This is a genomic window from Bacillus sp. PK6-013, assembly GCF_054161445.1.
Window position 1 is genome coordinate 513,605 of record NZ_CP096417.1, and the last position, 25,992, is coordinate 539,596.

Below are 25,992 nucleotides of genomic sequence, written 5' to 3' on the forward strand. Positions count from 1 at the left end.
GGCTGTCGAATAATGTAATAGACTATGGCAAATTGATTCTTTACATCATATAATTTGAAATATAATCAGAAATGTTTTAATTTATGGAATCTGAAAGGAAAAGGATATGGATGACAAGGAATTGAATCAGGAAGAATTTTTGAGAATTCTTATGCATGCGTATGACATTGGTGAAAAATCAAAAGACATAACGACGAAAGAACTTCTTGAAGATCTCATTCTTCATATCAAAAATGGATATACGACGTAAAAGGTGTGCAAACTTCGGTTTGCACACTTTTTCGTTCAGCAAAAAGCGCGCAGGTCCTGCAAAAGTCGATATTTAATACCATATAAAGACGTGATTTCCCCGGTATCTCCCGTTATTTGTCAGGATTCATTTCTTTCGGAAACGAAAGAACCATGTATAATCAAAGGGAGGTGTTTAATTTGCTGAAAATTTAAATAAATATGCGAATCCTAGAGGGAGGCTTTTATGAGAGATCATATCGGCTTTAAAGATGTGTTCATCATTTTGAAAAAAAGATTCGTTCTGATCGCACTGATCACCATTGCGGCCGCTCTGTCCAGCGCTACCGTCAACTTTTATTGGCTCACACCCGTCTACCAGGCATCCGCCCAAATCCTCATCAACGGCCGTCAAACGTCGAACTTCACCGATATTCAGACCAACCTTGAGCTAATCAACACTTATAACGTGATTATGAAAAGCCCGCTCATCTTAAATAAGGTTAAAGACGAACTAAACCTGCCGGAAACGGCTGAAGACCTGAAGCAAAAAATTACGGTTATCAGCGAAAATGAATCACAGATTGTCAGTATCTCCGCGACTGACAAGGATTATTCCAAGGCGGCGGACATCGCGAACACGGTCGTCGCCGTATTCCAAAGGGACATTGACGGCATTATGGGTGAAAATACCGAAGTCAGCCTTGTTGCGAAAGCAAACCCCGAACATTCGCCTGCTCCCGTCAGCCCGAACAAGAAGTTCAACATCGCTGTTTCTACAGGATTCGGCCTGCTGTTTGGCGCAGGGCTTGCATTTTTACTCGAGCTTTTGAAAAATACCGTTCGAAATGAAGAAGACATCGAAAAAGAGCTGAACGTTCATGTGTTGGGAAATATTCTGTATGTAAAACCGAAAAAAGGACAAGCCCGGAAGCTGGAAAGCTTTATCGGTAAAGACCATACGATCTAAAACGGGAAAACACGGGGAGGCCGCCTATGATCGATATTCATTGCCATATTCTAGCGGACATTGATGATGGGGCAGCATGTATGTATGACAGTATAGAAATGGCTAAACAAGCCGCCCGTCAAGGGATTCATACGATTATCGCCACACCTCACCACCGAAACGGTGTATACGAACACCAAAAAGAGGCCATTCTGGCAGCTGTTTCGAGTTTAAAGACGCGGGTGCAAAAGGAAAACATCCCGGTGCTTATTGCTCCCGGACAGGAAATCCGCCTGTACGGCGAATTGAAGCGTGATCTTGAGCGCGGCAGACTGCTCAGCCTCGCCGGCACAAAGTATTTGCTGATTGAACTTCCTTACCACCATGTTCCGCGATATGCCGAAAAGCTGTTGTTCGATCTACAGTTAAATGGTTACATTCCGATTATCGCACACCCCGAGCGGAACCTTGAATTGATGGAGAATCCTGATCTGCTGTACCGCCTCGTCAAAAACGGCGCGTGCGCCCAGCTGACATGTTCAAGTCTTACAGGCCGCTTTGGCAGAAGCGTGAAACGGCTTGCCCGCCGCTTTCTTGAAGCGAACCTCGTCCACTTTATCGCATCAGACGCCCACAACCTCACGAGCCGATCTTTCTTTTTTGATGCAGTGGAAAGCGATTACGGCCGCGATTTCTTATACGTGTTTACAAAAAACGCGGGCCTTCTCCTGGAAAACCGGGAGATTCATAAAGAAACACCCCGTCCCGTCAAAAAGAAAAAGCTGATGGGCCTGCTGTGAAAGGTTGTTCACAAAAGCCCGTCAGTCAAAATGTCAGCGCCGGTTATGCGGCGCTGATTTTTTATATCATCGATAGAAAGCGGCCGGACGTCCCTTTCTACAAAAGCGGAATGACAAGCCCGCCGTAAGCGAAGGCGGCCACGATCAGGAAAGCCGGATGGACGCGGAACTTCGTCAAGGCCACCAAAGAGATCAGCGCGATGACAAGTGATTGAACCAAGCCGATCGACTGGATTGCGTCACCGCCGATTTCCCACGTTAAAAGAAGCATCATCATGGCGATAACCGGCTGAACCGACAAGGTCATTCCTTTGACGATTGGCGACTGGCGGTAGCGGCCGATCAGCTTGAGCAGCAAAACGAGCGCGATGGCCGAAGGCAGCACAGTTGCGATAAGAGCAATGAAGACACCGGGCCATCCGAGCACGCTGTAGCCGACATAAGCGGCGATTTTTGTCGCGATTGGACCCGGCAGTGCGTTTGCGAGCGCAAGCATGTTTGAAAATTCTTCTTTTGACAGCCAGTGAAAATGCTGAACAACTTCTTCAAAATTAAGCGGAATTGAAGCCGGACCGCCCCCGTAGCCCAATAAATTTGCAATAAAGAAAGCCCAAAATAAATAAAAGATGATCATGAAGCGGACACTCCCTTATCCTTTTCCCGGGCCGCTTTTCTTTTTAATTTAAAGTGGAACGCGCCATACGTTAAAAACAGGATGACAATGATGCCGGGATGGATGGAAAACACCTGAAGACCCAAAAATGCAAGAATAAAGAAAAGCACGCCGGCAAGCAACCCGAAGCCTTTCAATGCTTTTTGCCCAAATTCGTAAGCCATGATGCCGAGCATGACGGCGATGACAGGGGTAACAGCGCCGATCATGCCGCTTACGATTTTGGAGTGGCTGAGCACATTAACGGCTGCGAACAAGGCGGCCATCGCAACGCACGTCGGCAAGATATGGGCCGCTGTAGCCACGACAGCGCCCGGAACGCCTTTGACTTTATGACCTAAATATGCCGACATTTTTGTAGCGATCGGTCCGGGCAGCGCATTGGCAATCGCCAAAATTTCCCCGAATTCATCATCATCGATCCATTTGAACTTTGAAACGGCTTCATGACGGATCAGCGGGATAACGGACGGTCCGCCGCCAAATCCCAATATCCCCGTTCTTGTCATTGCGATGATCAGTTCCCGGTAAGGGTGCTTCATTTCGCGTTTCCTCCTATTCAGTTAAAGCTTCATTCCCATTCGGCTCTTATATCGTTTAATCAGCATCTGGCAGTCGACACTCACGACGCCTTTCAGAGGGTACAGGCGCTTTGTCAAAAATTCCTCCATCTCCTGATCATTTGCGAAAATGCCGTGCATATGCAGTTTGCTCGGCCCTGTCATATGATAGAGGCTTGTCACGGCGGGCTCTCTTTCTAAAGCAACGGCAACAGCCTCTAAATATTGGGGTTCGACTTCAACATTGAAAAACACCGATACATGAATTCCAACTTTGACTGGATTGATGACGGCTGTGAATTTTTCAATGATGCCTTCTTCAATCAAGTTGTTGATCCGCGTTTGTACGGCAACTCTTGAAAGTCCCACGCGCTTTCCTAAATCCGTATAAGAGATTCTTCCTTCCTCATGCAAGATCGAAAGGATTTTTTTATCCGTTTCATCAAGAATTAAATTTGGCATATGGTAGTCGAGGCTCACAAATGTCCCTTCCTTTCTGTTTGGTCATGATCATACGAAATTGCTTGTCAATCACGTTATAAATGAACATTTTGTAAATTGTATCATAATACGGATTTCGATATGAATCATTTTAACGTTTTTTTAATACTTATTGAAAAAGGGTTGTTAGTTTTTCTTCCCTGAAAGTAGCGCCTCCTTAAACGGGCCACTATACTTCAAAGACAAATGGATGCTTGAAAGAAAGGAAGAGAGCTATGGAGAAACTGAAGATCGGTTCGAAACAAATGGTTGTCAGTCCTCATTATCTCGCTTCGCTTGCAGGGAACAGCATCATGGAGAAGGGAGGAAACGCGTTTGACGCGGCTGTGGCAGTAAGCGCGTGCCTTGCTGTTGTCTATCCGCATATGACAGGACTCGGAGGGGATGCTTTTTGGCTGATGTATCACAAAGGAAGCGGTGAGATCAAAGGATACAATGGCAGCGGGCGGTCGGGGCGGAAAGCGGACCGGAATCAGTATAAAGGAGAGCGTGCCATTCCGGTCAGGGGCATGAGCAGTGCGATTACCGTGCCGGGGATGGCGGACAGCTGGGCCGAAATACTGGCGGCATACGGCCGTTTATCGCTTCGGGAGGTGCTGAAGCCGGCGATCATGTATGCAGAAAAGGGTTTCCCGGTCTCGCCGGATCAATGTCAAAACACGGTGAAAAACGCTGAGTGGCTTTCCGGTATGCCGATCACTGCAGATATTTATCTTCCGGGAGGAAACCCGCCCACTCCAGGTGAGCGCTTTGTGCAAAAAGAGCTCGCGCGCACTTTGGAGATGATCGCTGAGAAAGGAAGAGACGCCTTTTATAAAGGGGAAATTGCCCAAGCTTCAGCAGCCTATCTGCAAAACAACGGAGGCATCTTGACCCTGGAAGATTTCGAGCGGCATCAAGGGGAATGGGTGTCTCCGCTTTCCTCTACATACAGAGGATATGCGATCTATCAAATGCCTCCGAATTCACAAGGATTTACCGGTCTTATGGCATTGAATATTTTGGAAAACTACGACTTTGGCATGATCGAGCACGGTTCTTTCGAATATTATCACCTGCTCATCGAAGCATTGAAATTAAGTATTTCCGACAGCAATAAAGTATTGACTGACCCGGCATTTTCCCAAATACCGCTGGAGCGCCTGCTTGACAAAGGGTATGCGCGGGAGCTGGCCGCAAAAATCGGACTGTCGGCTCTTCAGGCGGAGAGCCGGCCGCTCGGCAGTGATACGGCTTATGCTGCAGCAGTAGATGAAGACGGGAATGCTGTTTCGTTTATCCAAAGTTTGTATTTCGAATTCGGCTCAGGTGTGACAGCTGGAGATACCGGCGTCATTTTGCAGAACAGAGGGTCGTTTTTCTCGCTTGATCCTGACCATGTCAATACACTGGAGCCGGGAAAAAGAACTTTTCATACGCTGATGCCCGCCATGGCGTTCAAAGGCGGCAAGCCGAAATTTCTTTACGGAACGCAGGGGGGAGAAGGACAGCCGCAGACGCAGACGGCTCTTATCACGAGAATGATAGATTACGGGATGGATCCGCAAACAGCCGTTCATGAACCGAGATGGCTGTGGGGCAGAACATGGGGAGAACGGGTGGAAGGTGTAAGAATAGAAAGCAGAGTGACGCCCGAAGTGATTGAAAAACTGCGTAAGCATGGGCATCATGTAACCGTTGTCGGCGACTTTGACGGTGTGATGGGTCATGCCGGCATTATCGAGATTGATGATCGAGGTTTCCTGAGAGGAGGAAGCGATCCGAGAAGCGATGGAGCGGCAATCGGCAGTTAACTCCGTTTTCAAAACGCGCAAACGTCAATATGAGAAAAAAACCCGTGAACAAGGAGGATTTGTCCGCGGGTTTTTTTCTATCCGGCTATGAGTATTGATCCGAGATTTCGATGAAATGCTTAAGCGCCGGATTGCGGTTGTCTTTTCGATGTGCGGTAATCCATTCTGCGCGAAGGGGAAAGTCTTCGATTTCTTTGTATACAACATCGAGGTTAAATAATCGTTTAGCCGCTGTAGGCACAACGGCGATTCCCATTCCGGCTGTCACGAGGCCGATCACCATTTGGTATTCTGTAGCTTCCTGGGCGATGTTGGGGATAAACCCGGCTTTTTCACACAAGAAATTAAATTCCGTGTATAAAGAGGGCCACGCTTCTTTGGCAATGACGATCAGCGATTCGTCTTCAAGATCTTTCAAATGTACCCGGGGTTTTTCTGACAGCGGGTGGTGTTTCGGAAGTGCAAGGACACAGTGGCTTTTCTTCACTGTGTATGACTTTAGCTCGTCGTTTCCCAACGGGGGATGCAGCACTCCGATGTCAATGTGTCCGTTTAGCAGTGCATTGACCTGATTGGGGGTTGAAAGCTCCCGAAGATCAATCTGGACGGACGGGTACCGGTTTCGGTATTCCCTGATGATGGGAGGCATGATCTCGTATGTGGCGGAGCCGACAAAGCCGATCACGAGTCTGCCCAGCTCCCCGCGGGCCGTCCGCTGAGCCATGTCGACGGCTTGATCAATCTGGGAAAGTCCTTCCTTGATTTGTTTTAAAAAGACCCCGCCTGCCGCCGTCAGCCTGACGGCTCTTTTTGACCTCTTCAGCAAGGTGACGCCTATTTCACTTTCTAGCTGTTTAATCTGCTGGCTGAGCGGAGGCTGAGTCATGTTCAGCCGAAGAGCTGCTTTTCCGAAATGCAGTTCTTCGGCAACAACCATAAAATAACGAAGATGGCGCAGCTCCATTATTCACTCATTCCTTTCTGAATGCGATTTCAGTCGTTTTACATATTAATTGTAAGACAAAGAAGTATTGGAAAACAATTTCCACAAGATGTATATTTAATAATACAATAATTTTATTAAAAATTCATTGTAAACGAATGAAAATGGAGGAGTGAGGGCTTTGAAAAATGTAGCCGCTAAAAATGAAACTCTTACTGTAAGAGGAGCAGAGCTTGTGGTGGATAGTCTCATTCAGCAAGGTGTCACTCATGTTTTCGGTATTCCGGGAGCGAAAATCGATGCGGTGTATGACGTATTGAAAGACAAGGGGCCTGAACTGATTGTTTGTCGTCACGAGCAGAATGCAGCATTTATGGCGGCGGCAGTCGGACGATTGACTGGAAAGCCCGGTGTTTGCCTGGTGACTTCGGGTCCGGGAGCGTCTAATTTAGCGACCGGTCTTGTAACAGCCAATACAGAAGGAGATCCGGTTGTTGCCCTGGCGGGTGCTGTAAAAAGAGCGGATCGTCTCAAAAGAACTCATCAATCGATGGATAATGCGGCGTTGTTTCAGCCGATTACAAAATATAGCGCAGAAGTGGAAGATGCGAACAACATCCCTGAGGCGGTAACCAATGCATTCAGAGCGGCAGCTTCCGGACAGGCCGGGGCAGCGTTTCTCAGCTTTCCGCAGGACGTTACGGCCGGTCCGGCAACTGCCAAGCCGGTGAAAACCATGCCGGCGCCGAAGCTCGGCGCGGCTCCGGATGAACTAATCAGCGCGGCTATCGCCAAAATACACAATGCGAACCTTCCCGTCGTGCTTGTAGGGATGAAAGGCGGAAGACCTGAAGCGATTGAAGCGGTCCGCCGTCTGCTGAGAAAAGTGAAACTGCCGTTCGTTGAAACATACCAAGCAGCGGGTACGCTATCTCACGATTTGGAAGACCAGTACTTCGGCCGGATCGGATTATTCCGCAATCAGCCCGGAGATATTTTGTTGGAAAAAGCGGATCTCGTTTTGACGGTCGGCTATGATCCGATTGAATACGACCCCGTCTTTTGGAACGGAAAAGGCGAGCGCAGTGTGATTCATCTTGATGAAATACAAGCCGATATCGATCATGACTATCAGCCTGAAATTGAGCTGATCGGCGATATCGCAGAGACATTAAACCATATTGAACATGATTCTTTGCCGGTTTCCATCGATGAATCATTTGCACCTGTGCTTGATTATTTGAAGAAAGCGCTGGAGGAGCAAAGCGAGCCCCCTAAAGAAACAAAAACGGATCTTGTTCATCCGTTGCAAATCGTTCGCGATTTGCGTGAATTGCTGAGTGATGACATCACAGTGACTTGCGACATCGGCTCCCATGCGATTTGGATGTCGAGATATTTCCGCACATACCGTCCGTATGGACTGCTGACTTCAAACGGCATGCAGACGCTGGGCGTTGCTTTGCCGTGGGCGATCGCAGCAACACTGGTCAATCCGGGACAGAAAGTCGTGTCTGTTTCCGGGGACGGAGGCTTCCTGTTCTCCGCGATGGAGCTTGAGACAGCGGTCAGATTGAAAGCGCCGATCGTTCACATTGTCTGGAATGACAGCACATACGATATGGTTGCGTTCCAGCAGGAGATGAAATACAAGCGGACGTCCGGAGTCGACTTCGGCGGAATCGATATTGTAAAATATGCTGAAAGCTTTGGAGCAAAAGGTTTAAGGGTCAATTCGCCTGACGAATTGGCAGAGGTGCTTAAAGCTGGTCTTGATGCAGAGGGTCCGGTTGTCATTGATATTCCGGTTGATTACAGCGACAACGTTCATTTGGCTGATCAGCGTTTTCCAAAAAACTTTGAGGAACATTTTAGTAAACAAGCCTCTAAGCAATCTTGATCACAGCAAGTCCAGTCATAACAAACAAAATCAAGGGAGTGAAACGAGGAAAATGAAAAGTGCAAGCAAACAAAAAGTGGTTCAGCCCGTTGACAAGAACCTTGACCAGGTCTTTCAGGTCTCAACGATGATATCGTTATTGGACGGAATTTATGACGGGGATTTTTACATGTCTGAAGCAAAGGATCACGGAGACTTCGGAATCGGAACGTTCAATCGGCTCGACGGTGAGCTGATCGGTTTTGACGGTGAGTTTTACCGTCTTCGTTCCGATGGCAAAGCCTATCCTGTTCAAGGAAGCGATTGTTCTCCGTTTTGCTCGCTCGCTTTCTTCCGACCAGATATTTATCACGAAATCAAGCAGCGGATGCCGCTTAAGGCGTTCGAGGAAGAAATGAAACGGATCATGCCGAGTGAAAACCTGTTTTACGCGATCCGCATGGACGGAATCTTTAAGAAAGTCAAAACGAGAACGGTTGAACTGCAGGAAAAACCGTACGTGCCGATGGTCGATGCGGTAAAATCGCAGCCGATCTTTGATTTTAATGATATTAAAGGGACGATCGTCGGCTTTTGGACGCCGCAATATGCCAACGGAATCGCAGTTTCCGGCTTCCATCTTCACTTTATTGATGAAGACCGCAATGTCGGCGGACACGTTTTCGATTATGAAATCGAAGAATGCACGGTACAAATTTCTCAAAAACTTAATATGAATCTCAGATTGCCGAATACGCAAGATTTCTTTAAAGCGGATCTCAATAAACATGATCTTGCAGCCGGAATTGAAGCGGCCGAAGGCAATCCCGAGTAAATGAAAAAGCCCCCTCTTTAAAAAGGGGGCTTTTTCTTCTTTAAAAATTCGGTTGCGAAAAAGTCCGGAATCCGGCGGGCCGTTTAGCTTATGCTTTCATTCCGGCAATCAAAACCGCTTTCAGACAAAAAGACACCGGATGCCCGTTTTCATCGTGGACGATGTTAAACATGTCACGGCAAGACTGGGACGGTTCTGACAAATGGGCGTGGATGGCTGCCTTTCTTTGTTCAGGCACGGCGCCTCTTCGAAGCCAGCTCTCGTAATCGATCGGAAGATTCCATCTCTCCCGGACGGAAAAATCGAGTCCGTTCTCTTCAAACAGCTTCTGCCATTCGCTCTCTGAATATTCCCTTACGTGTGACGGGTCTCTCAATTGATTGAGCCGATTTATAAATCGGTCTAAAGCTTCGTCCTCCGACGCACAATGATCGATGAGGAGAAAGGAGCCGCCTTTTTTCAAGACGCGCGCTATTTCCTGGATGGACCGGCTGATCTCCGGAAAATGGTGGGCTGCATACCGGCATGTGACAATATCAAAAGACTCGCTTGCAAAATCCAATTGTGCTGCATCGCCTTGAAGAAAAACCACATTTTCAGCATTTTTCTGTTCGGCAAATTGAGCGGCGGTTTGAACCATTTTTTCTGTAATATCGATTCCTGTGCAATGCTTGACAAAAGACGAAAAGGCAATGGCCGTGTGTCCCGCTCCGGTTCCGATATCAAGCAGGGTTTCACCGCCGGTCAGATTTCGGCAGCTGACCATGGCATCAAGATCTTTTCCCGATGAGAACAGCGGCTCATCGCGATATTGCTCCGGGTTTTTTGAAAATTGCCGTTGCGCGCTAGTTTTCATTTGTATCATCCTCCTATCGGCTATGTATTTATATTAGGGGAGTCGACAGCCATCAGTCTAAGATATAAAATGTATGAAAATGATAGGCGGAAACTATGGGGGTGCGGGTATTGGATATGAGGCTTTTTGAATACGCGGCAGAGATTTTCAAAAAAGGCAGTTTTACAAAGGCGGCTGCCAGCCTGCATATCGCTCAGCCTTCACTGAGCCAGCAAATAAAAAAGCTGGAAAGCGAGCTTGGCTTTCCGCTGTTTTACAGAAACAGAGAGGGGGTCTCGCCGACTCCTCAAGGGATGCGCTTCATCCGAAAAGCACAGGATATTTTGCGGTCAAGAGATGAACTGCTGTGTGAAATGCGCGATCAGCTCGAGGAAATGGTGACGGAATTATCGATCGGCGTTCCCGCTGTCACGGGAGGATATCTTCTTCCGCCGCTCCTGAAAGCCTTTCTGAAAAAGCATCTGAACGTACAGGTTCAGCTGATAGAAGATTCGCCGGCGGCATTGGAAAACATGACGGAAAACGGAGCGGTGGATCTGTCGATTCTCCCTTTGCCGATTGAAAATGACAGGCTCACGATCCGGCCGATACTGACCGAGCCGCTTTTTTTGGCGATTCCAAATGAAAGGGAGAGCTGGATGACCGGCCAATTGCGGAAGCTCATCGATTCGGTCCGGTCGAATCCCGAAAATTCCCCTCTTGCTTTGAAAACTGTCGAGGATGTGCCGTTTATTTTATTAAAAGAAGGCTACGGCTTCCGTAGAATGGTACTCGATTTATGTGCGGAGGAAGGGTTTCAACCGAAAGTGACCTTCAAAACAAGCAGCATTGAAACCGCCCAATCTCTCGTTGAACACGGAATGGGGGTCACGGTCGTGCCCCGGATGGTCATGCGAAAAGAGTCTGACAGAATCGTCTATGTTCCTTTACAATCCGATCCGTCCCGGACGCTTGTGTTTGCTTATTCGGAAACATGCTATTTGAGCCGGGCGGCAAAAGCGTTTATGGAGATGGCCAAAAAAAAAACAGACCTCCATGTATGAAGAGGTCTGATTTTGTCGTTACTTTTTCGTTTCCAGTTTGAGCGGTGCGGGTATCGTTTTTTCAACTTTTTTACCGTTCAAAATATCGCGGGCCGCTTGTACGGCGAGCTTGCCGATCAATTCAGGCTGCTGGGCAATCGTGGCCGACATGTCTCCGGCCTTAACCGCCTTAACCGCATCTTCATTGCCGTCGAAGCCGACGACAAGAATCTCTTTCCCTGAGCTTCTGATCGCTTCAATCGCGCCGAGCGCCATTTCGTCATTATGGGCGAAAACCGCTTGAATATCAGGATTTCCTTGAAGAAGGTTCTCCATGACGTTCAACCCTTTTGTCCGGTCAAAGTCGGCTGTTTGCTTGGCGATCACATTCAGCTTGTCGTCAGCGGTCTTATGAAACCCTGAGCCCCGTTCCCTTGTTGCCGATGCGCCGGGGACGCCTTCAAGTTCAGCCACTTTTGCGCCTTTGCCGAGTTGCTGTACGATAAAGTCTGCTGCCATTTGCCCGCCTTTTACGTTATCTGAAGCGACGAGCGTTTCTACTTTTCCGTTTTCGGCGGAGCGGTCAAGGGTGACGACCGGGATGCCAAGCGAATTGGCCGATTGGACTGCCGTTGAGATGGCGGAGGAGTCGGCCGGATTGATCAATAAAGCGTCAACGCCTTGCTGCAGAAGATCTTCGACATCATTCGTCTGCTTTGCTGAATCATCCTGTGCATCGACGACAATCACTTCAATCCCTTGTTTTTTGGCTTCTTTGACAACTCCGTTTTTTAATGAAACGAAAAACGGGTTTTTCAAAGTCGAGACAGATAAACCGATTTTGATATCCGTTCCTTTTTCTTTATTTGGCTTTGCCCATTCCGGCGGCTCCAGCGAGCAGGCGGACAGAAACAGAAGCGCCAATGCGGTGAAAACCGTTAATGTTTTTTTCATCAGTATAGCCCTCCTTAAGCGGATTTCTTGCGGTCCAGCAGGACTGCGATCAAAATGACGACACCTTTGACGACCATTTGGAAAAAGGAAGAGACGCCAAGCAGGTTCAAGCCGTTGTTCAACGTTCCGATGATCAGAACGCCGATGAGTGTGCCGGCAATTCGTCCTCTTCCTCCGGCAAGGCTTGTACCGCCTAATACAACCGCGGCAATGGCGTCGAGTTCATAGGAAGTGCCTGCCGTCGGCTGGGCTGAGTTTAGCCGTGACGTCAAGATGGCTCCAGCCAACGCGGATAATAGGCCGGCAAGAGAATAAATCATCATTTTGACGCGCGGAACTTTAATGCCCGAGATCAGGGCCGCTTTTTCATTTCCGCCGATTGCATACGTGCGGCGGCCGAAAGGTGTTTTGTGAAGGATCACCCAGAGGATGATAAAGGCGGCCGCCATAGTTATCGCAGGGACGGGGATACCTAAAAAGTAGCCGCGTCCGAAAAGCTGGAAGCCGTAGTGATTGCCGAGCCCTGTAATCGGATTGCCGTCTGTGTAAACCATCGTCAATCCGCGGAAAATCGTCATTGTCGCAAGTGTTGCGATGAACGGGGCCATTTTGCCCTTCGTGATTAACAGCCCGTTGACCAAGCCGAGCAGGGCTCCGATCAGGCAGCCGATGATGACGGCAAAAACAGGATCGATGCCGCCGGCGATCATGCCGGCGATCAATGCGCTCGACAGCGCCAAAATCGCTCCGACGGAAAGGTCGATGCCGCCGGTCAAAATGACAAAGGTCATGCCGAACGCGATCAGCGCATTAATAGCGACTTGTCTTAACAAGTTTAAAATATTTAACGGTTCTAAAAAGCTCGGGTTTAATACTGATACGATGACGACGAGAATAATCAGGCCGAGAAACGGACCGAGCTTTTGCATTACAGAATCGACATTAAGGCTTTTTTTTACAGCCGGTTGAGTTTTCATGTTACCGCCCTCCTGTAGCGAGTGTCATAATTCGTTCTTGCGTGGCATCATTTCTTGATAGCTCACCGCTTAGCGTTCCTTCATGGATCACAAGGACGCGGTCGCTCATCCCGAGAATCTCGGGCAGCTCTGAAGAGACCATGACGATCGCGACGCCGCGGTCTGTCAGCTCGTTCATCAGCTGATAAATCTCCCTTTTCGCGCCGATATCGACGCCTCGCGTCGGCTCATCCAAAATCAGCACTTTAGGACCGATTCCGATCCATTTGGCGATGACCACTTTTTGCTGGTTCCCTCCTGAAAGGTTTCGCGCGTGGGTTTCCGGCGATTCCGTTTTGATCGTCAGCCGCTTGATCAGAAGGTCGACAAATTCCTGCTCGCTTTTTTTGTCGATCCATCCTTTCGGTGAAAAGCTGGCGAGATTCGGAAGGGCGATATTTTCCCTGATGGACGTTTCGAGCACAAGTCCTTCATCCTTGCGGTTCTCAGTAATAAAACCGATTCCTTTTTGAACGGCGTCGCTCGGTTTTTTGAGCGTCGCTTTTTTGCCTTCGATGAAAATGTCTCCCGAATCAAGCGGATCGAGCCCGAAAACCGCCCTCATCAGCTCGGTGCGCCCGGCACCCATCAGTCCTGAAATCCCGACGATTTCACCGGAGCGGACGGTAAAGCTGATATTTTGGAAGACGCCTTTTTTGGATGCCTGCTTGACTTCGAGAACGACGCGTCCCGGATTTGGCTGTCTTTCAGGATAGCGTTCGGTCAGCTCCCGTCCGACCATCTTTTTCACCACTTCATGAAAGTCGGTGTCGGGAATCCGTTTCGTGTCGACTGTTTTTCCGTCGCGCATCACCGTGATCCGGTCGCAAATCGTGAAGATTTCTTCCATGCGGTGGGATATATAGACGATGGAGACGCCGTTTTTCTTTAATGCTCTAATGACGCCGAACAGTTTTTCAATTTCTCTTTCTGTCAACGCTGCCGTCGGTTCATCCATGATGATCACTTTCGCGTCTGTCATAAGGGCTTTTGCGATTTCGATCATTTGCTGCTGTCCGACAGAACAGTCTCCGGCTTCTTTTTCAAGAGAAATCGAGACCCCAAGTCTTTCAAGCTGCTCTTTTGCTAGCGCTTTCATTTTCTTGTTATTTAAAAATCCAAGTTTGGAAGAAAGCTCTCTGCCGATAAACAAATTTTCCAAAACGGTCATTTCAGGCCAAATGTTCAGCTCCTGATGGATAAAGGCGATGCCGTTCTGTTCGGCTTTTTTTGGATCTGAAAAATACATTTCTTTTCCGTCGATCTCGATCGTTCCGCTGTCCAGCCTGTGAAGTCCAGTCAACAGATTCATGAGTGTCGACTTTCCGGCGCCGTTTTCTCCCATTAAAGCGTGGACTTCACCTTCCTGAAGTTCGAAAGTAACGCCGGACAGCACCTGGTTTTGGCCAAAAGCTTTATAAATGTCCTTCATTTTAATATGCATGGGCTATCCCTTCTTTCCAGATGTAGAATGTAAACATCTAAAAGATCACTCCCGCGTGCAAGATGCAATTTGCATAAGGTGTTGCTTCCCCTGTGCGAATGACCGCTTTTGCACGGCTCGTCGCTTTTTTGAATGCTTCGTGGGGAATATAGTCAATTTTTTGGTTTGAAAATTCCGCTTTTAAAAACGCGGCTTGATCAGGATTGACGCTTTCTATTTCTTCGGCTGCCGTCACTTTTTCGACGACCATTTCATCAGCGATGAGCTTTATGACCTCTTGAAATCCGGGCGTACCCAATGTCAGTGCAAGATCGATTTTGGGGACGCCGGGAGGAACGGGCAGGCCGGCATCCGCGATGACGACGGTGTCGGTATGCCCGAGATCGGCCAGTAATTTTGCGATATGGCTGTTTAAAATCCCGTGTTTTTTCATGACAATTCACGCTCCACTTCATCGCGTTTCGGCATGCCGCCTTGCGCGCCGAATTTCAAAACCGAGAGGGAAGCCGCCCGGTTCGCAAAGCGCAAGGCAGATTCGATGCTTTGACCTTCGGAAAGCGCAACGGCCAACCCCGCATTGAAGGTGTCTCCGGCTCCCGTCGTATCAATCGCATTGACAGGGAATGAAGGAACGACCCTTTCTTCCAGACCATTGTGATAGCGGACCCCGTTTTTTCCTTCTGTGATGAACAGCTTCTCCGGATAGCGCTTTAACGCTTCATCCCGGGACATGCCCTGAAACAGTACCGAAGCTTCATGCTCGTTTGGTGTGATGTAGGCCGCATGTTCGACCGTTTCCGGGCAAAGCGGACGGGCTGGTGCCGGATTCAGCAGGAGAGGAATGCCGAGTGAGCTGCACAGTCCGCTGACATAATCGACGGTTTCTTCCGGAATCTCCTGCTGAATCAGAACGATGTCTGCCTGTTTAATCGCAGGCAGCGCTTTTTGAACGTATTCAGGTGTGACATGGTCATTTGCCCCTTTGACGACGATAATACTGTTGTCGCCGTCTGCGAGAACGATATGTGCGGTGCCGCTTTCCTGACCTGTAACCGGTTCCACATAGTCTGTCAAAACACCGTTCGCTTGAAAATTGTCGAGGATGGCTTTTCCGTAATGATCATCGCCGACGCAGCCGATCATATGGACCTCTGCACCAAGCCGGGCCGCAGCGACTGCCTGGTTGGCGCCCTTTCCGCCCGGAACCGTTTTAAAAGATTCGCCAAGCACCGTTTCTCCGGCAGCCGGCCGCTTGGGCGATGTCACGACTAAATCCATCGAAGAGCTGCCAATCACGCATATTTTACTCATTGTCATTCCGCCTTTCTTGTCGTTTGTCTTTCAATAAAGGCAACCGGCATCTGCACTGCCGATTGTTCAATATATTCATTTTTCATTAATTTCAGCAGCAGTTTTGCCGCTTCTTTTCCCATTTCATAGGCGGGCTGCCTGATCGTTGATAAAGAGGGGAAAAGCAATTCGCTTTGCGGAATGTCATCAAAGCCTATAATCTGCAGTTCGTCGGGAACTTTGATCTTCCGTTTTAAGGCTTCATGCAAAACGGCTGTCGCCACAATATCATTGCTTGCGATTACGCCGTCTGTTTCCGGATAGGTGGCAAACAGCTCCACTGCCCGTTTTTGAGCTTCCGGAAATGAAAATGTCTCGGTTTTCATAACATGAAAATCGATATCGGCCCCGCTTAGCATCTCCAGCGCTCCGTTGAAACGGTCTCTTGCAGTCTGAAGGTGGGCCGGTCCTTTAATCAGCGTAATTCGTTTCGCGTTTCTCCTGACCATTTCAGCCGCTGCGATTCTGCCGCCTTCGTGGCTGTCCGCGAATACAGCCGGCGCATTCTCGCCCGTCCGGTCAAGGAAGACGATCGGCATGGACAAGTCTTGATAATTTGGCGCATCCGGATAATTGGTCGCTGAAATGACTCCGACCACATGATTTTGTTTAAACGTCTGCAAATAATCAAGCTCTTTTTCCAAATTTTCATCGCTGTTTCCGAAGATGAGCCGAAAGCCGAGGCGGTGGATTTCATCTTCAACGCCGCGCGCAAGCTGAGGAAAGAACGGGTTTGTGATATCCGGCAGGAGCAGTCCGATCAGTCTGGACTCCCTTTTATAGAGAGACCTGGCTACTTCATTCGGGTGGTAATTCAATTCTTCCATCGCTTTTAACACGCGTGTCCTCGTGTCTTCATGGACGTATCCCGTCTCATTTAATACCCGGGAAACCGTAGCGACAGATACTTTTGCAGCAAGTGCGACGTCTTTAATCGTAGCCAAAAAGACTTCTCCTTTCCATTTGTGTAACCGTTTACATAAAGATTATCATGATCCTTTTAAAATCTCAATAAAAAAAGGTCCGGCACTGAAATTTTTAGCCGGGTTGGGATATAGAGACATATACAGTTGTGTTGAATAGAAAATAACCTTCATTCGGCATAAATTGGCGAATACAGTAACAATGAGAATAGTAAGAAAAATTAAAAATGTTAAAGTTTGATGAATTATCGTTGAAAAAAATTAATGGCTTTTTAAATCTTAGGATTTTAACCTAAAATCTGAAGAAACAAGGTGAATCGAACGGCTCACAAAAAATTTGGATTTGTTAATGAATCCCGCTTTATGCTAATAAAGATTTTCATTTTTTAATAGGTAATCTGATTGTCATAGGACGTATTTGTTTTGAAGAGGGCACATTGGTGACTTTTTAACCTGTTGGAAAAGAGCGAAAATACAAAAATAAAAGGGATATCCCGTTTGATAGCCCATTTCTAGGGGATTTCATCCGGGGGAAAAAGAGACCCTGAATTCATCCTTCAATCTTTCATCAGAAATAGGGAGAAAAGTACAAAAATCATAATGTCGAATTTTGAAAGCGCATACTTAAAACGCTGACAAAAAACTGATAGGAATTAAGAACTTTCGATTGCCAAAAATATCAATAAAAAGATAGGCATTATTAACTCGGACGAGGTGATCTTTGTCACGGAAAATTTCGTCGTCTTCTGTTACATAATGCCGATTGTGATTTCATAGTGAACCTATATACTGATGAATGAATTTACATATCAGATTCCAAGAAGGAGATGTAGACAAACAATGTGGGTAATGCTATTAGCCTGTGTAATCGTTGTTGGGATCGGCATTTATGAAAAAAGGCGCCACCAGCAAAACATCGATGCGCTGCCTGTCCGAGTGAACATCAACGGGATACGCGGAAAGTCCACGGTGACAAGATTAACAACAGGGATATTAATCGAGGCAGGCTACAAAACAGTAGGAAAAACAACCGGGACAGACGCAAGGATGATTTATTGGGACACACCGGAAGAGAAACCGATCAAAAGGAAACCTCAAGGTCCGAATATCGGAGAACAGAAAGAGGTTATGAAAGAAACGGTGGAAAGAGGGGCCAATGCGATTGTCAGTGAGTGTATGGCCGTTAACCCTGATTACCAAATCATCTTTCAGGAAGAATTGCTTCAGGCTAATATCGGCGTGATCGTGAACGTGCTGGAAGATCACATGGATGTGATGGGACCGACTTTGGATGAAATTGCAGAAGCTTTTACAGCAACCATTCCTTATAATGGACATTTAGTTATCACTGATAGTGAGTATACCGATTTCTTTAAGCAGATTGCAAAAGAAAGGAATACAAAAGTCATCGTCGCAGACAATTCTAAAATAACAGATGAATACCTCAGACAGTTTGAGTACATGGTATTCCCTGATAATGCGTCTCTTGCGCTCGGTGTGGCTCAAGCGTTGGGCATTGACGAAGAAACCGCTTTTAAAGGCATGCTGAATGCGCCGCCTGATCCGGGAGCCATGAGAATTCTGCCGCTGATGAACGCCAAAAATCCCGGACATTTCGTCAACGGTTTTGCGGCCAATGACGCAGCTTCCACTTTAAACATATGGAAGCGTGTAAAAGAAATAGGCTATCCTACGGATCAGCCGATCGTCATTATGAACTGCCGCGCCGACAGGGTAGACAGAACACAGCAGTTTGCGGATGATGTCCTTCCTTATATTGAAGCAAGTGAACTTGTGCTGATTGGAGAAACAACAGAGCCGATCGTCAAAGCATATGAAGCAGGCAAAATTCCTGCGGACAAGCTGTTTGATTTTGAGCACAAATCAACGGAAGAAATCATGTTCATGCTGAAAAACAAGCTTGAGGGCCGCGTCATTTACGGAGTCGGAAATATCCACGGAGCAGCGGAGCCTCTCATTGAAAAAATACAAGATTACAAGATTAAGCAGCTCGTTAGCTAGGAGGAAGAAAACACAATGTTTGGATCAGATTTATATATCGCCCTCATTTTAGGAGTCTTACTCAGTTTGATTTTTGCAGAGAAAACGGGAATTGTACCAGCCGGCCTCGTCGTACCGGGTTATTTGGGACTTGTGTTCAATCAGCCGATTTTCATGTTACTCGTTCTTTTTGTCAGTTTGCTGACGTATGTCATCGTGAAATTCGGACTTTCCAAAATTATGATTCTATACGGACGCAGAAAATTCGCAGCGATGTTGATAACGGGAATTCTTTTGAAAATCGGTTTTGATTTTATATATCCGGTGATGCCGTTTGAGATTGCCGAATTCAGGGGAATCGGAATTATTGTGCCGGGGCTGATTGCGAATACCATTCAAAGACAGGGATTAACGATTACGCTTGGAAGTACGCTTTTATTGAGCGGAGCAACATTCGTCATTATGTATGCTTACTATCTAATCTAAAGTTAGGTGTGTCAAATCGATGAAAAAACAACTGAACTTTCAGGAAAAACTGCTGAAGCTGACGAAGCAGGAGAAAAAGAAAACAAACAAGCACGTCTTTATCGTATTGCCCGTTATTTTCTGTTTAATGTTTGTCTTTACTTGGGTCGGAAGCGCCAAAACTCCTTCGCAAATGGACAAAAAAGAAGATGCCAAGCTTACAGCTACTTTTGTGGGCGATATCATGATGGGAAGAAACGTAGAAAAAGTGACAAACTTGCACGGTTCGGAAAGTGTCTTCAAAAATGTGAAGCCATACTTTAATGTGTCAGATTTTATCACAGGAAACTTTGAAAACCCTGTAACAAATGCAAAGGACTATCAAGAGGCAGAAAAGAACATCCATCTGCAAACGAATCAAGAATCAGTCGAAACATTGAAAAAGCTGAACTTCAGCGTACTGAACTTTGCCAACAACCATGCGATGGACTACGGGGAAGACGGTTTGAAGGATACACTGAATAAATTCTCAAATGAGGACTTGGAGCTTGTCGGAGCAGGGAATAATCTCAAAAACGCGAAACAGCACGTATCCTATCAGGATGTGAACGGTGTTAAAATCGCAACGCTCGGTTTTACAGACGTCTACACGAATAACTTTACAGCCAAAAAGAACAGAGGCGGAGTGCTGCCGCTCAGCCCGAAAATCTTTATTCCAATGATCGCGGAAGCATCCAAAAAGGCGGATCTTGTCCTTGTTCATGTGCACTGGGGACAAGAATATGACAATGAACCGAACGACAGACAGAAGGATCTGGCCAAAGCGATTGCGGATGCCGGAGCAGATGTCATCATCGGCGCTCACCCCCATGTTCTCGAACCGATTGAAGTGTATAACGGTACTGTGATTTTCTACAGCCTCGGTAACTTTGTATTTGATCAGGGCTGGTCAAGAACACGGGACAGCGCGCTTGTACAATACCATTTAATGAATGACGGCAAAGGGCGCTTTGAGGTAACACCTCTCAACATTCGTGAAGCAACGCCGACGCCTTTAGGCAAAAGCGATTTCTTAAAACGAAAAGCGATCTTCCGTCAATTGACAAAAGGAACAAACCTTGACTGGAAAGAAGAAAACGGAAAATTGACGTTTGAAGTCGATCATGCGGACAAACTGAAAAATAACAAAAACGGAGTGGTGAACAAATGAAATTTGTCAGAGCCATTTGGCCGTTCGTAGGTTTAGTGTTGATCATTGCATTCATGTCTGCTTTCAAGTATTCTGATGAATTGTCAAACGATGAAAAAGCTAAAATCTCAACGGAAATCCAAAAAGTGAATCAGCAGGATCAAACAACGGAAAACCAACAATAACAGTGCAGAAAAGAGAGTGCCGGCGGCACTCTCTTTTTGCGTGTGCTGATTCCGGTTATAAAAGACCTGTGAAAAGCGGCTGGGAAACACGACAATTTTCTTAACCGGTCAGTGTATAAAGTTTTATAGAAAATCAGGAGAATATATACATGGTTTTGGGGTTCGTGTTTATTGTATTCTTTTGAAGGGAATAAAAACTGACAAATTTCGACTAAGCTTCAAACATGCATCACCTGACCAATTCGGAATGGGAACTGCAACTCATGTTCATGACCTCTTTAGAATATTTCCCTTCATCCATTTAATCCGCGCTTAGGTGAAAAAGCTGATCATGCTGTGCTGCGCGTTTCTTCTCGTATGACGCTGCTGTACACGCAAAAAAAGTCCTTTAAATATCCCAATTGAATGACGATGAAAGAGGAAAGAAGAGGAGGAACAGAACAATTGATAAAAAAAGCGGCAAACAAAAAGTTAGTTTTGTTTTGTGGAATTGCGGTGTTTTTGATGTCTTTATTTTTAACGAATCACAATGACGTATACGCCGATACGATCGGCGAGAAAATAGCAGAAACCGCCAGACATCTTGAGGGTGCGAAATACAGCTACGGCGGAGAGAAGCCGAAAACGGGGTTTGACTCGTCAGGCTTTGTACAATATGTGTTTCAATCGCTCGATATTACGCTCCCGAGAACGGTAAAGGAGCAATCGACCCTTGGAAGCAGCGTCAGCCGTCAGCAGCTCGAAAAGGGGGATCTTGTCTTTTTCAAGAATGCCGAGCTGGAATCGGACGGACCGACTCATGTCGCCATCTACATGGGAAATGATCAAATCATCCACAGCACAAAATCAAACGGAGTTGTCGTGACAAAGCTTGAAGGCAGTTCTTACTGGAGCTCGGGGTATCTTAAAGCGAAAAGGATCACAAAAGAGCCTAAGATTTCTATGGACCCGGTCGTTCAAAAAGCGAAGAGCTATGTCGGTGTTCCATATGTATTTGGAGGAAACTCTCCAGATCTCGGGTTTGACTGTTCAGGACTGACCCAATACGTTTTCAGAGAGGTGCTCGGTGTTTATTTGCCAAGATCGGCGGAACAGCAATGGGCGGTCGGTCAAAAGGTGAAGCTTGAAGATATCCGGCCGGGTGATGTTTTGTTTTTCAGCAATACGTACAAACCGGGAATATCCCATAACGCCATCTATGCCGGGGGCGGCCGGTTTATCCATGCGAGCCGTTCAAATAAAGTGACGATCTCTTACTTGTCGGCTTCCTACTGGCAGAAGAAGTTCACAGGAGTCAGACGTTTTGACAACATGTCCCTGCCGAAAAATCCGATTGTATCTGAAGCGATCAGGCATATCGGCGAAGTCGGTTATCAAAAAGGCGGCACATCGCCTAAAGAAGGCTTTGATACGGCGGGTTTTATCCAATATGTCTATAAAACGGCGGCAGGAGTGGAACTTCCGCGGTACGCTGATAAACAATACAGTACAGGTAAGAAAATCACAAAAAAGGAGCTGGAGCCTGGAGACATCGTGTTCTTTAAAGGAACCACTGTTCTGAATCCCGCCATCTATATCGGAAATGGCCAGGTCGTTCTTGTCACCTTGTCTGCCGGTGTGACGACAGCAGATATGGAGACGAGCGCCTATTGGAAAGAGAAATACGCCGGAAGCGTCAGAATTAAGTAGCAGAAAACCGCTCGAGTCATCTTCGAGCGGTTTTCTAATTATTGATATTCATTTTCCAGCAGTTTATTAATGAAATAAGCGACGCCGTTTTCGTCATTGCTTTTCGTGATAAACGTGCTGATATGCTTCAGCTCATCGATTGCATTGCCCATCGCGATCCGATGGCCGGCTTCCTCAAACATTGACAGGTCGTTCGGGCTGTCGCCGATCGCGTAGATGTCTTTTTTCTCGATTCCATAGTGACGGGCCAGCTCTTTTAAAGCGCGGCCTTTGCCGGATTCATCAGGCAGAATCTCGATGATATGTCTTCCGGAAGATGTGAGTCCCAATTTTGGAAAGGCTGCAAGGTCTTCTTTTGCTTTTTTCAGTTTTTCCATATCAAATGAGAAGCACAACAGCTTATAAATATGTTCGTCTCCGTTAAAAACCTCGCGAATGTCGGGGACCGGCTTGATGCCGAATTGTTTAAACTGAGTCAGTGCGCCCTGCCAAAGCGTATCCCTGTCTTCATCAGGGTTGGCGCTTGTGACGATATCGAGCTCTGCTTCAAGCTTCTGCTCTCCGTCATAAGGAGAAAGCAGCGCATCGTCCGTATAAACCTCAAAATAGATTTGATGATCTGTTAAGTATTGGGCGGCCTTTTTTCCGGCGTCCTTGTCCATTAACGTTCTGTTTAGGAGTTTATAGTTGAAATCGTGAACCGTTCCCCCGTTTGCGGCGATAATCGGAATATCCAAATCGTTCAGAAGCGCTTTGACGTCAAATGTGGCCCGTCCCGTGCAAATGGTTACGATGCAGTCTGAGATGAGCGCCTTTTTGATAGCGGCCCGGTTTTCTGCGGATATTTGGCTTTCGGTATTTAAAAGAGTCCCGTCTAAATCGATCGCAATTAACCTCATTATGTAAAGATAACCTCCTGTAAGAGCAGTTTGCCGTTTTTCGGGAGGCGAAAAACAGCTCTCTTCGGCAGTATTCCCTAAAAGGACATGTTATGTAAAAGGCTAAACCTAAATTTAGATTTTTTCAATAGTAAATCTTGAGTTTCATTAAAGAGAAAAAGGATGAATCATCTTCATCCTTTTTCTAATTATACATCCAGCTGCTGTTTTAATTCCTGCTTGATTTCGTTGAGATTTTCCTGGTCAAGCTGGAAATAGTAGACTTTGCCCGGTTGATAATCGCTCCCTTTCAATTGAAGGGTATCGATCGTTTGAATGGACGTCATAAACGGGATCAGCCCGATTGCATCATTCAGCGACAAGTTCATTGATACGTTCTTTCCGACTGTATCAAGGATATCGTCGTAAGCCGGAATGGCAGTAAGCGATTTGGATTTGTTGATAATCGATTTGATGACTTCCATCTGGCGATCGCCGCGCTTCAAATCCGTATCGGCTTTTCTCGTTCTTACATAAGCAAGGGCCTCTTCTCCGTTTAGCGTTTGCTCACCTGTTTGGAGATTGACTTTGCCTTTCGTATCCTTTTTAATCTGCCGGACAATATAGTCTTCTTTGATTGTGATCGGTACACCGCCGAGCTCGTCAACTACTTCTTTGAAAGCTGAAAAATTGGCTTCCATGACGTAATCAACCGGAATGTCGAGCAGGTTTTCGACGGTTTCTGTACTGAGGTCGCGCCCGCCTAATGAGTGGGCATGCGTGATTTTATCAAAGCCGCGTCCAGGGATGTTAACATAGGAATCCCGCGGGATGCTTAATAGTTTCACTGATTTATTTTTTCTGTTGAACGTGGCGAGAACCATCGCATCGCTTCGTTCTTTGTTCATGCTTTGTCCGGGACGGGCGTCAATCCCCATCAACAGGATGGAGAAGTTATCTTTTTTAGGATTGAACTCTTTAATCCGCTTGACGGACTGTTCTCCTCTGGAAAGGGTAACTTGCGCATCTTTGGAGGCGTTCGCCACTTTGTAGTACGCATAGCCGCCTGCGGCTGCTGTCGCCGTCAGGATTAAAGCAATGAAAAACAATGAGTATTTCACCCATTTTCTTAGTCTCTTTTTCTTCGTTCGTTGCGATCGTAGCATGTATAAGCTCCTCTTTTATTTATATATTAAAACGTACAATTGTTGAATAAGTCTAAATTTTGATAAAAAAATGGTTTCTCAATCTTGGATTTTACAAGATATTTGCTGTTTTGCATATGGGAATTCTCTGGAAATTCCGCGGGATCTGATCATTTTGCCGCCTTAAATAAGACGATGAAACAGATAAAATGTTTCATATTTTTAAATTCCTTTTAATGGTACTCCATGTTTCTTAGGTTTGAAGAAAGCGAGACAAGGTTAAAGATTATAAAAGACAAGCCTTGTTAGGAGGATATACTGATGAAGGGAAAAAGATCGAATGCCTGGCTTTATTTTTTTGGAGCCTTGGGCGGTGTGCTCTACGGTTATGATACGGGCGTCATTTCCGGGGCGATTTTATTTATGAAAGATGAGCTTGGGCTCAATGCCTTTACAGAAGGGCTGGTTGTCAGCGCAATTTTAATCGGGGCGATTTTCGGATCGGGTTTGTCCGGCAGGCTGACAGACCGCTTCGGGAGAAGAAGGGCGATTATGTCAGCGGCAGTGCTGTATTGCATTGGGGGGCTCGGAACGGCCCTGGCGCCAAGCACGGAATATATGGTGGTTTTCAGGATCGTGCTCGGCCTTGCGGTTGGCTGTTCAACGACCATTGTTCCTTTGTACCTTTCAGAGCTTGCGCCGAAGGAATCTAGGGGCGCGCTTTCTTCATTAAATCAGCTGATGATTACGATCGGGATTCTGGTCTCTTATTTGATCAATTATGCATTTAGTGATGCAGGTGCATGGCGCTGGATGCTGGGCTTGGCTCTTATTCCGTCAATCGGCCTTTTAATCGGTATCTTTTTCATGCCGGAAAGCCCACGCTGGCTCTTAACAAAAGGAAAAGAAGAGAAAGCGCGACGGGTTTTGTCCAAGATGAGGGGAGGAAAGCAGGTCGATCAGGAAATCAAAGAAATTAAGGAAGCGGAAAAGCAGGAGCAGGGGGGCTTGAAAGAGCTGCTGGAACCGTGGGTGCGCCCGGCGTTAATCGCAGGGGTCGGACTGGCGTTTCTCCAGCAATTTATCGGAACCAACACGATTATTTACTATGCCCCAAAAACGTTTACGAATGTCGGATTTGAAGATTCGGCGGCCATTTTGGGGACAGTCGGCATCGGTATGATCAATGTTCTGATGACGCTTGTGGCGATCCGCTTTATTGACAGGATTGGCCGGAAGCCGCTTTTATTATTTGGAAATGCCGGCATGGTCATCAGTTTAATCGTGCTTTCTTTCACCAATATCTTTTTTGGCAATACGACTGGTGCGGCATGGACGACTGTCATCTGTTTAGGTGTATTCATTGTCGTATTTGCCGTCAGCTGGGGACCGATCGTCTGGGTGGTGCTGCCTGAGCTGTTCCCCCTTCATGTCAGAGGGGTGGGAACCGGAGTATCGACTTTAATGCTTCATGCAGGGAACTTAATTGTGACATTAAGTTTTCCGGTCCTCATGGAAGCGATGGGCATCAGTTACCTGTTCCTGTGCTATGCGGCCATCGGAATCGCGGCCTTCCTGTTCGTTTTCTTTAAAGTAACAGAAACAAAAGGCAAAAGCCTTGAAGAAATCGAGCAGGATTTACGGGACAGGCACGGCGGAATCACGGGAACTGACACGCAGCCGGTTGAACGATAGGCAAAAGGATGGGCATGGC

At 46.9% G+C, this 25,992-nt stretch carries 26 protein-coding genes; 13 read left to right on the forward strand and 13 right to left on the reverse strand.

Annotated features, from left to right (window positions below; translation table 11 throughout):
* The first annotated feature begins 106 nt into the window (after window positions 1–106).
* From M1E03_RS02515 to M1E03_RS02525, 3 genes are all read left to right on the forward strand, one after another.
* A complete protein-coding gene (locus M1E03_RS02515) occupies window positions 107–250 on the forward strand; it encodes a hypothetical protein (protein ID WP_020453188.1) in 144 nt (47 codons plus the stop codon).
* A 225-nt stretch (window positions 251–475) separates the two neighbouring features.
* The gene (locus tag M1E03_RS02520) at window positions 476–1,198 is read left to right on the forward strand and encodes a YveK family protein (RefSeq protein ID WP_411221001.1); all 723 of its coding nucleotides are present in this window, start codon (window positions 476–478) and stop codon (window positions 1,196–1,198) included.
* A gap of 26 nt (window positions 1,199–1,224) precedes the next feature.
* Window positions 1,225–1,977, forward strand: coding sequence for a tyrosine-protein phosphatase (locus M1E03_RS02525; protein ID WP_020453186.1), 753 nt, complete (start codon window positions 1,225–1,227; stop codon window positions 1,975–1,977).
* A gap of 97 nt (window positions 1,978–2,074) precedes the next feature.
* Here M1E03_RS02525 and M1E03_RS02530 read toward each other — a convergent pair whose 3' ends face one another.
* The 3 genes from M1E03_RS02530 to M1E03_RS02540 are packed head-to-tail and all read right to left on the reverse strand — an operon-like array spanning window position 2,075 to window position 3,672.
* Window positions 2,075–2,611, reverse strand: coding sequence for a chromate transporter (locus tag M1E03_RS02530; protein ID WP_025810673.1), 537 nt, complete (start codon window positions 2,609–2,611; stop codon window positions 2,075–2,077).
* Entirely contained in the window at window positions 2,608–3,192 is a 585-nt protein-coding gene (locus tag M1E03_RS02535) for a chromate transporter (RefSeq protein ID WP_023857146.1), read from the reverse strand. The genes M1E03_RS02530 and M1E03_RS02535 overlap by 4 nt, the downstream gene beginning before the upstream one ends.
* Before the next feature lie 21 nt (window positions 3,193–3,213).
* Complete coding sequence (locus M1E03_RS02540; protein ID WP_206761243.1) at window positions 3,214–3,672, reverse strand: Lrp/AsnC family transcriptional regulator; 459 nt, start codon at window positions 3,670–3,672, stop codon at window positions 3,214–3,216.
* A gap of 254 nt (window positions 3,673–3,926) precedes the next feature.
* On the opposite strand from M1E03_RS02540, the gene ggt reads away from it, so the two are divergent.
* Window positions 3,927–5,504: a gamma-glutamyltransferase gene (gene ggt, locus M1E03_RS02545; RefSeq protein WP_411221003.1), complete on the forward strand. Its 1,578-nt coding sequence runs from the start codon at window positions 3,927–3,929 to the stop codon at window positions 5,502–5,504.
* Between the two features lie 85 nt (window positions 5,505–5,589).
* Here the strand turns inward: ggt and alsR are convergent, their stop codons facing one another.
* A complete protein-coding gene (gene alsR, locus M1E03_RS02550; protein WP_023857148.1) occupies window positions 5,590–6,468 on the reverse strand; it encodes an acetoin biosynthesis transcriptional regulator AlsR in 879 nt (292 codons plus the stop codon).
* 160 nt (window positions 6,469–6,628) lie between these two features.
* Between alsR and alsS the strand changes: the two genes are divergently transcribed.
* Entirely contained in the window at window positions 6,629–8,347 is a 1,719-nt protein-coding gene (gene alsS, locus M1E03_RS02555; RefSeq protein WP_025810675.1) for an acetolactate synthase AlsS, read from the forward strand.
* Window positions 8,348–8,399: 52 nt separating this feature from the next.
* Entirely contained in the window at window positions 8,400–9,161 is a 762-nt protein-coding gene (budA, locus tag M1E03_RS02560) for an acetolactate decarboxylase (protein WP_023857150.1), read from the forward strand.
* A gap of 88 nt (window positions 9,162–9,249) precedes the next feature.
* Here the strand turns inward: budA and M1E03_RS02565 are convergent, their stop codons facing one another.
* Window positions 9,250–10,017: a class I SAM-dependent methyltransferase gene (locus M1E03_RS02565; RefSeq protein ID WP_023857151.1), complete on the reverse strand. Its 768-nt coding sequence runs from the start codon at window positions 10,015–10,017 to the stop codon at window positions 9,250–9,252.
* 110 nt (window positions 10,018–10,127) lie between these two features.
* Here M1E03_RS02565 and M1E03_RS02570 point away from each other — a divergent pair, with 110 nt between their 5' ends.
* Window positions 10,128–11,060: a LysR family transcriptional regulator gene (locus M1E03_RS02570; protein ID WP_411221004.1), complete on the forward strand. Its 933-nt coding sequence runs from the start codon at window positions 10,128–10,130 to the stop codon at window positions 11,058–11,060.
* Between the two features lie 18 nt (window positions 11,061–11,078).
* On the opposite strand, the gene rbsB is transcribed toward M1E03_RS02570, so the two are convergent.
* Genes rbsB through M1E03_RS02600 form a run of 6 tightly spaced genes read right to left on the reverse strand, consistent with a single transcriptional unit; the run spans window position 11,079 to window position 16,747 of the window.
* A complete protein-coding gene (gene rbsB / locus M1E03_RS02575; RefSeq protein ID WP_025810678.1) occupies window positions 11,079–11,993 on the reverse strand; it encodes a ribose ABC transporter substrate-binding protein RbsB in 915 nt (304 codons plus the stop codon).
* 14 nt (window positions 11,994–12,007) lie between these two features.
* Complete coding sequence (gene rbsC, locus M1E03_RS02580; protein ID WP_020453175.1) at window positions 12,008–12,970, reverse strand: ribose ABC transporter permease RbsC; 963 nt, start codon at window positions 12,968–12,970, stop codon at window positions 12,008–12,010.
* 1 nt (window position 12,971) lies between these two features.
* Entirely contained in the window at window positions 12,972–14,453 is a 1,482-nt protein-coding gene (locus tag M1E03_RS02585; RefSeq protein WP_458110654.1) for a sugar ABC transporter ATP-binding protein, read from the reverse strand.
* 37 nt (window positions 14,454–14,490) lie between these two features.
* A complete protein-coding gene (gene rbsD, locus M1E03_RS02590; protein ID WP_411221005.1) occupies window positions 14,491–14,886 on the reverse strand; it encodes a D-ribose pyranase in 396 nt (131 codons plus the stop codon).
* Window positions 14,883–15,764 carry a ribokinase gene (rbsK, locus tag M1E03_RS02595; protein WP_179289514.1) on the reverse strand — a complete coding sequence of 294 codons (882 nt, stop codon included), beginning with the start codon at window positions 15,762–15,764 and terminating at the stop codon, window positions 14,883–14,885. The genes rbsD and rbsK overlap by 4 nt, the downstream gene beginning before the upstream one ends.
* 2 nt (window positions 15,765–15,766) lie before the next feature.
* Complete coding sequence (locus tag M1E03_RS02600; protein WP_458110655.1) at window positions 15,767–16,747, reverse strand: LacI family DNA-binding transcriptional regulator; 981 nt, start codon at window positions 16,745–16,747, stop codon at window positions 15,767–15,769.
* 819 nt (window positions 16,748–17,566) lie between these two features.
* On the opposite strand from M1E03_RS02600, the gene pgsB reads away from it, so the two are divergent.
* The 5 genes from pgsB to M1E03_RS02625 all read left to right on the forward strand — a co-directional run bounded on the left by pgsB (window position 17,567) and on the right by M1E03_RS02625 (window position 22,255).
* Complete coding sequence (gene pgsB, locus M1E03_RS02605; protein ID WP_023857157.1) at window positions 17,567–18,748, forward strand: poly-gamma-glutamate synthase PgsB; 1,182 nt, start codon at window positions 17,567–17,569, stop codon at window positions 18,746–18,748.
* 15 nt (window positions 18,749–18,763) lie between these two features.
* On the forward strand, window positions 18,764–19,213 hold the full coding sequence (pgsC, locus tag M1E03_RS02610) for a poly-gamma-glutamate biosynthesis protein PgsC (RefSeq protein ID WP_003185831.1): 450 nt from the start codon (window positions 18,764–18,766) through the stop codon (window positions 19,211–19,213).
* 19 nt (window positions 19,214–19,232) lie between these two features.
* Window positions 19,233–20,402, forward strand: a complete 1,170-nt coding sequence (locus tag M1E03_RS02615) for a CapA family protein (protein ID WP_128822164.1) — start codon at window positions 19,233–19,235, stop codon at window positions 20,400–20,402.
* A complete protein-coding gene (locus M1E03_RS02620) occupies window positions 20,399–20,566 on the forward strand; it encodes a hypothetical protein (protein ID WP_023857159.1) in 168 nt (55 codons plus the stop codon). The genes M1E03_RS02615 and M1E03_RS02620 overlap by 4 nt, the downstream gene beginning before the upstream one ends.
* 444 nt (window positions 20,567–21,010) lie before the next feature.
* Entirely contained in the window at window positions 21,011–22,255 is a 1,245-nt protein-coding gene (locus M1E03_RS02625; RefSeq protein WP_075212727.1) for a C40 family peptidase, read from the forward strand.
* A gap of 38 nt (window positions 22,256–22,293) precedes the next feature.
* On the opposite strand, the gene M1E03_RS02630 is transcribed toward M1E03_RS02625, so the two are convergent.
* Complete coding sequence (locus tag M1E03_RS02630; protein ID WP_126430467.1) at window positions 22,294–23,154, reverse strand: Cof-type HAD-IIB family hydrolase; 861 nt, start codon at window positions 23,152–23,154, stop codon at window positions 22,294–22,296.
* 188 nt (window positions 23,155–23,342) lie between these two features.
* On the reverse strand, window positions 23,343–24,299 hold the full coding sequence (locus M1E03_RS02635; RefSeq protein ID WP_458110656.1) for an LCP family protein: 957 nt from the start codon (window positions 24,297–24,299) through the stop codon (window positions 23,343–23,345).
* Window positions 24,300–24,599: 300 nt separating this feature from the next.
* Between M1E03_RS02635 and M1E03_RS02640 the strand changes: the two genes are divergently transcribed.
* Window positions 24,600–25,973: a sugar porter family MFS transporter gene (locus tag M1E03_RS02640; RefSeq protein WP_020453166.1), complete on the forward strand. Its 1,374-nt coding sequence runs from the start codon at window positions 24,600–24,602 to the stop codon at window positions 25,971–25,973.
* The last annotated feature ends 19 nt before the right edge of the window (window positions 25,974–25,992 follow it).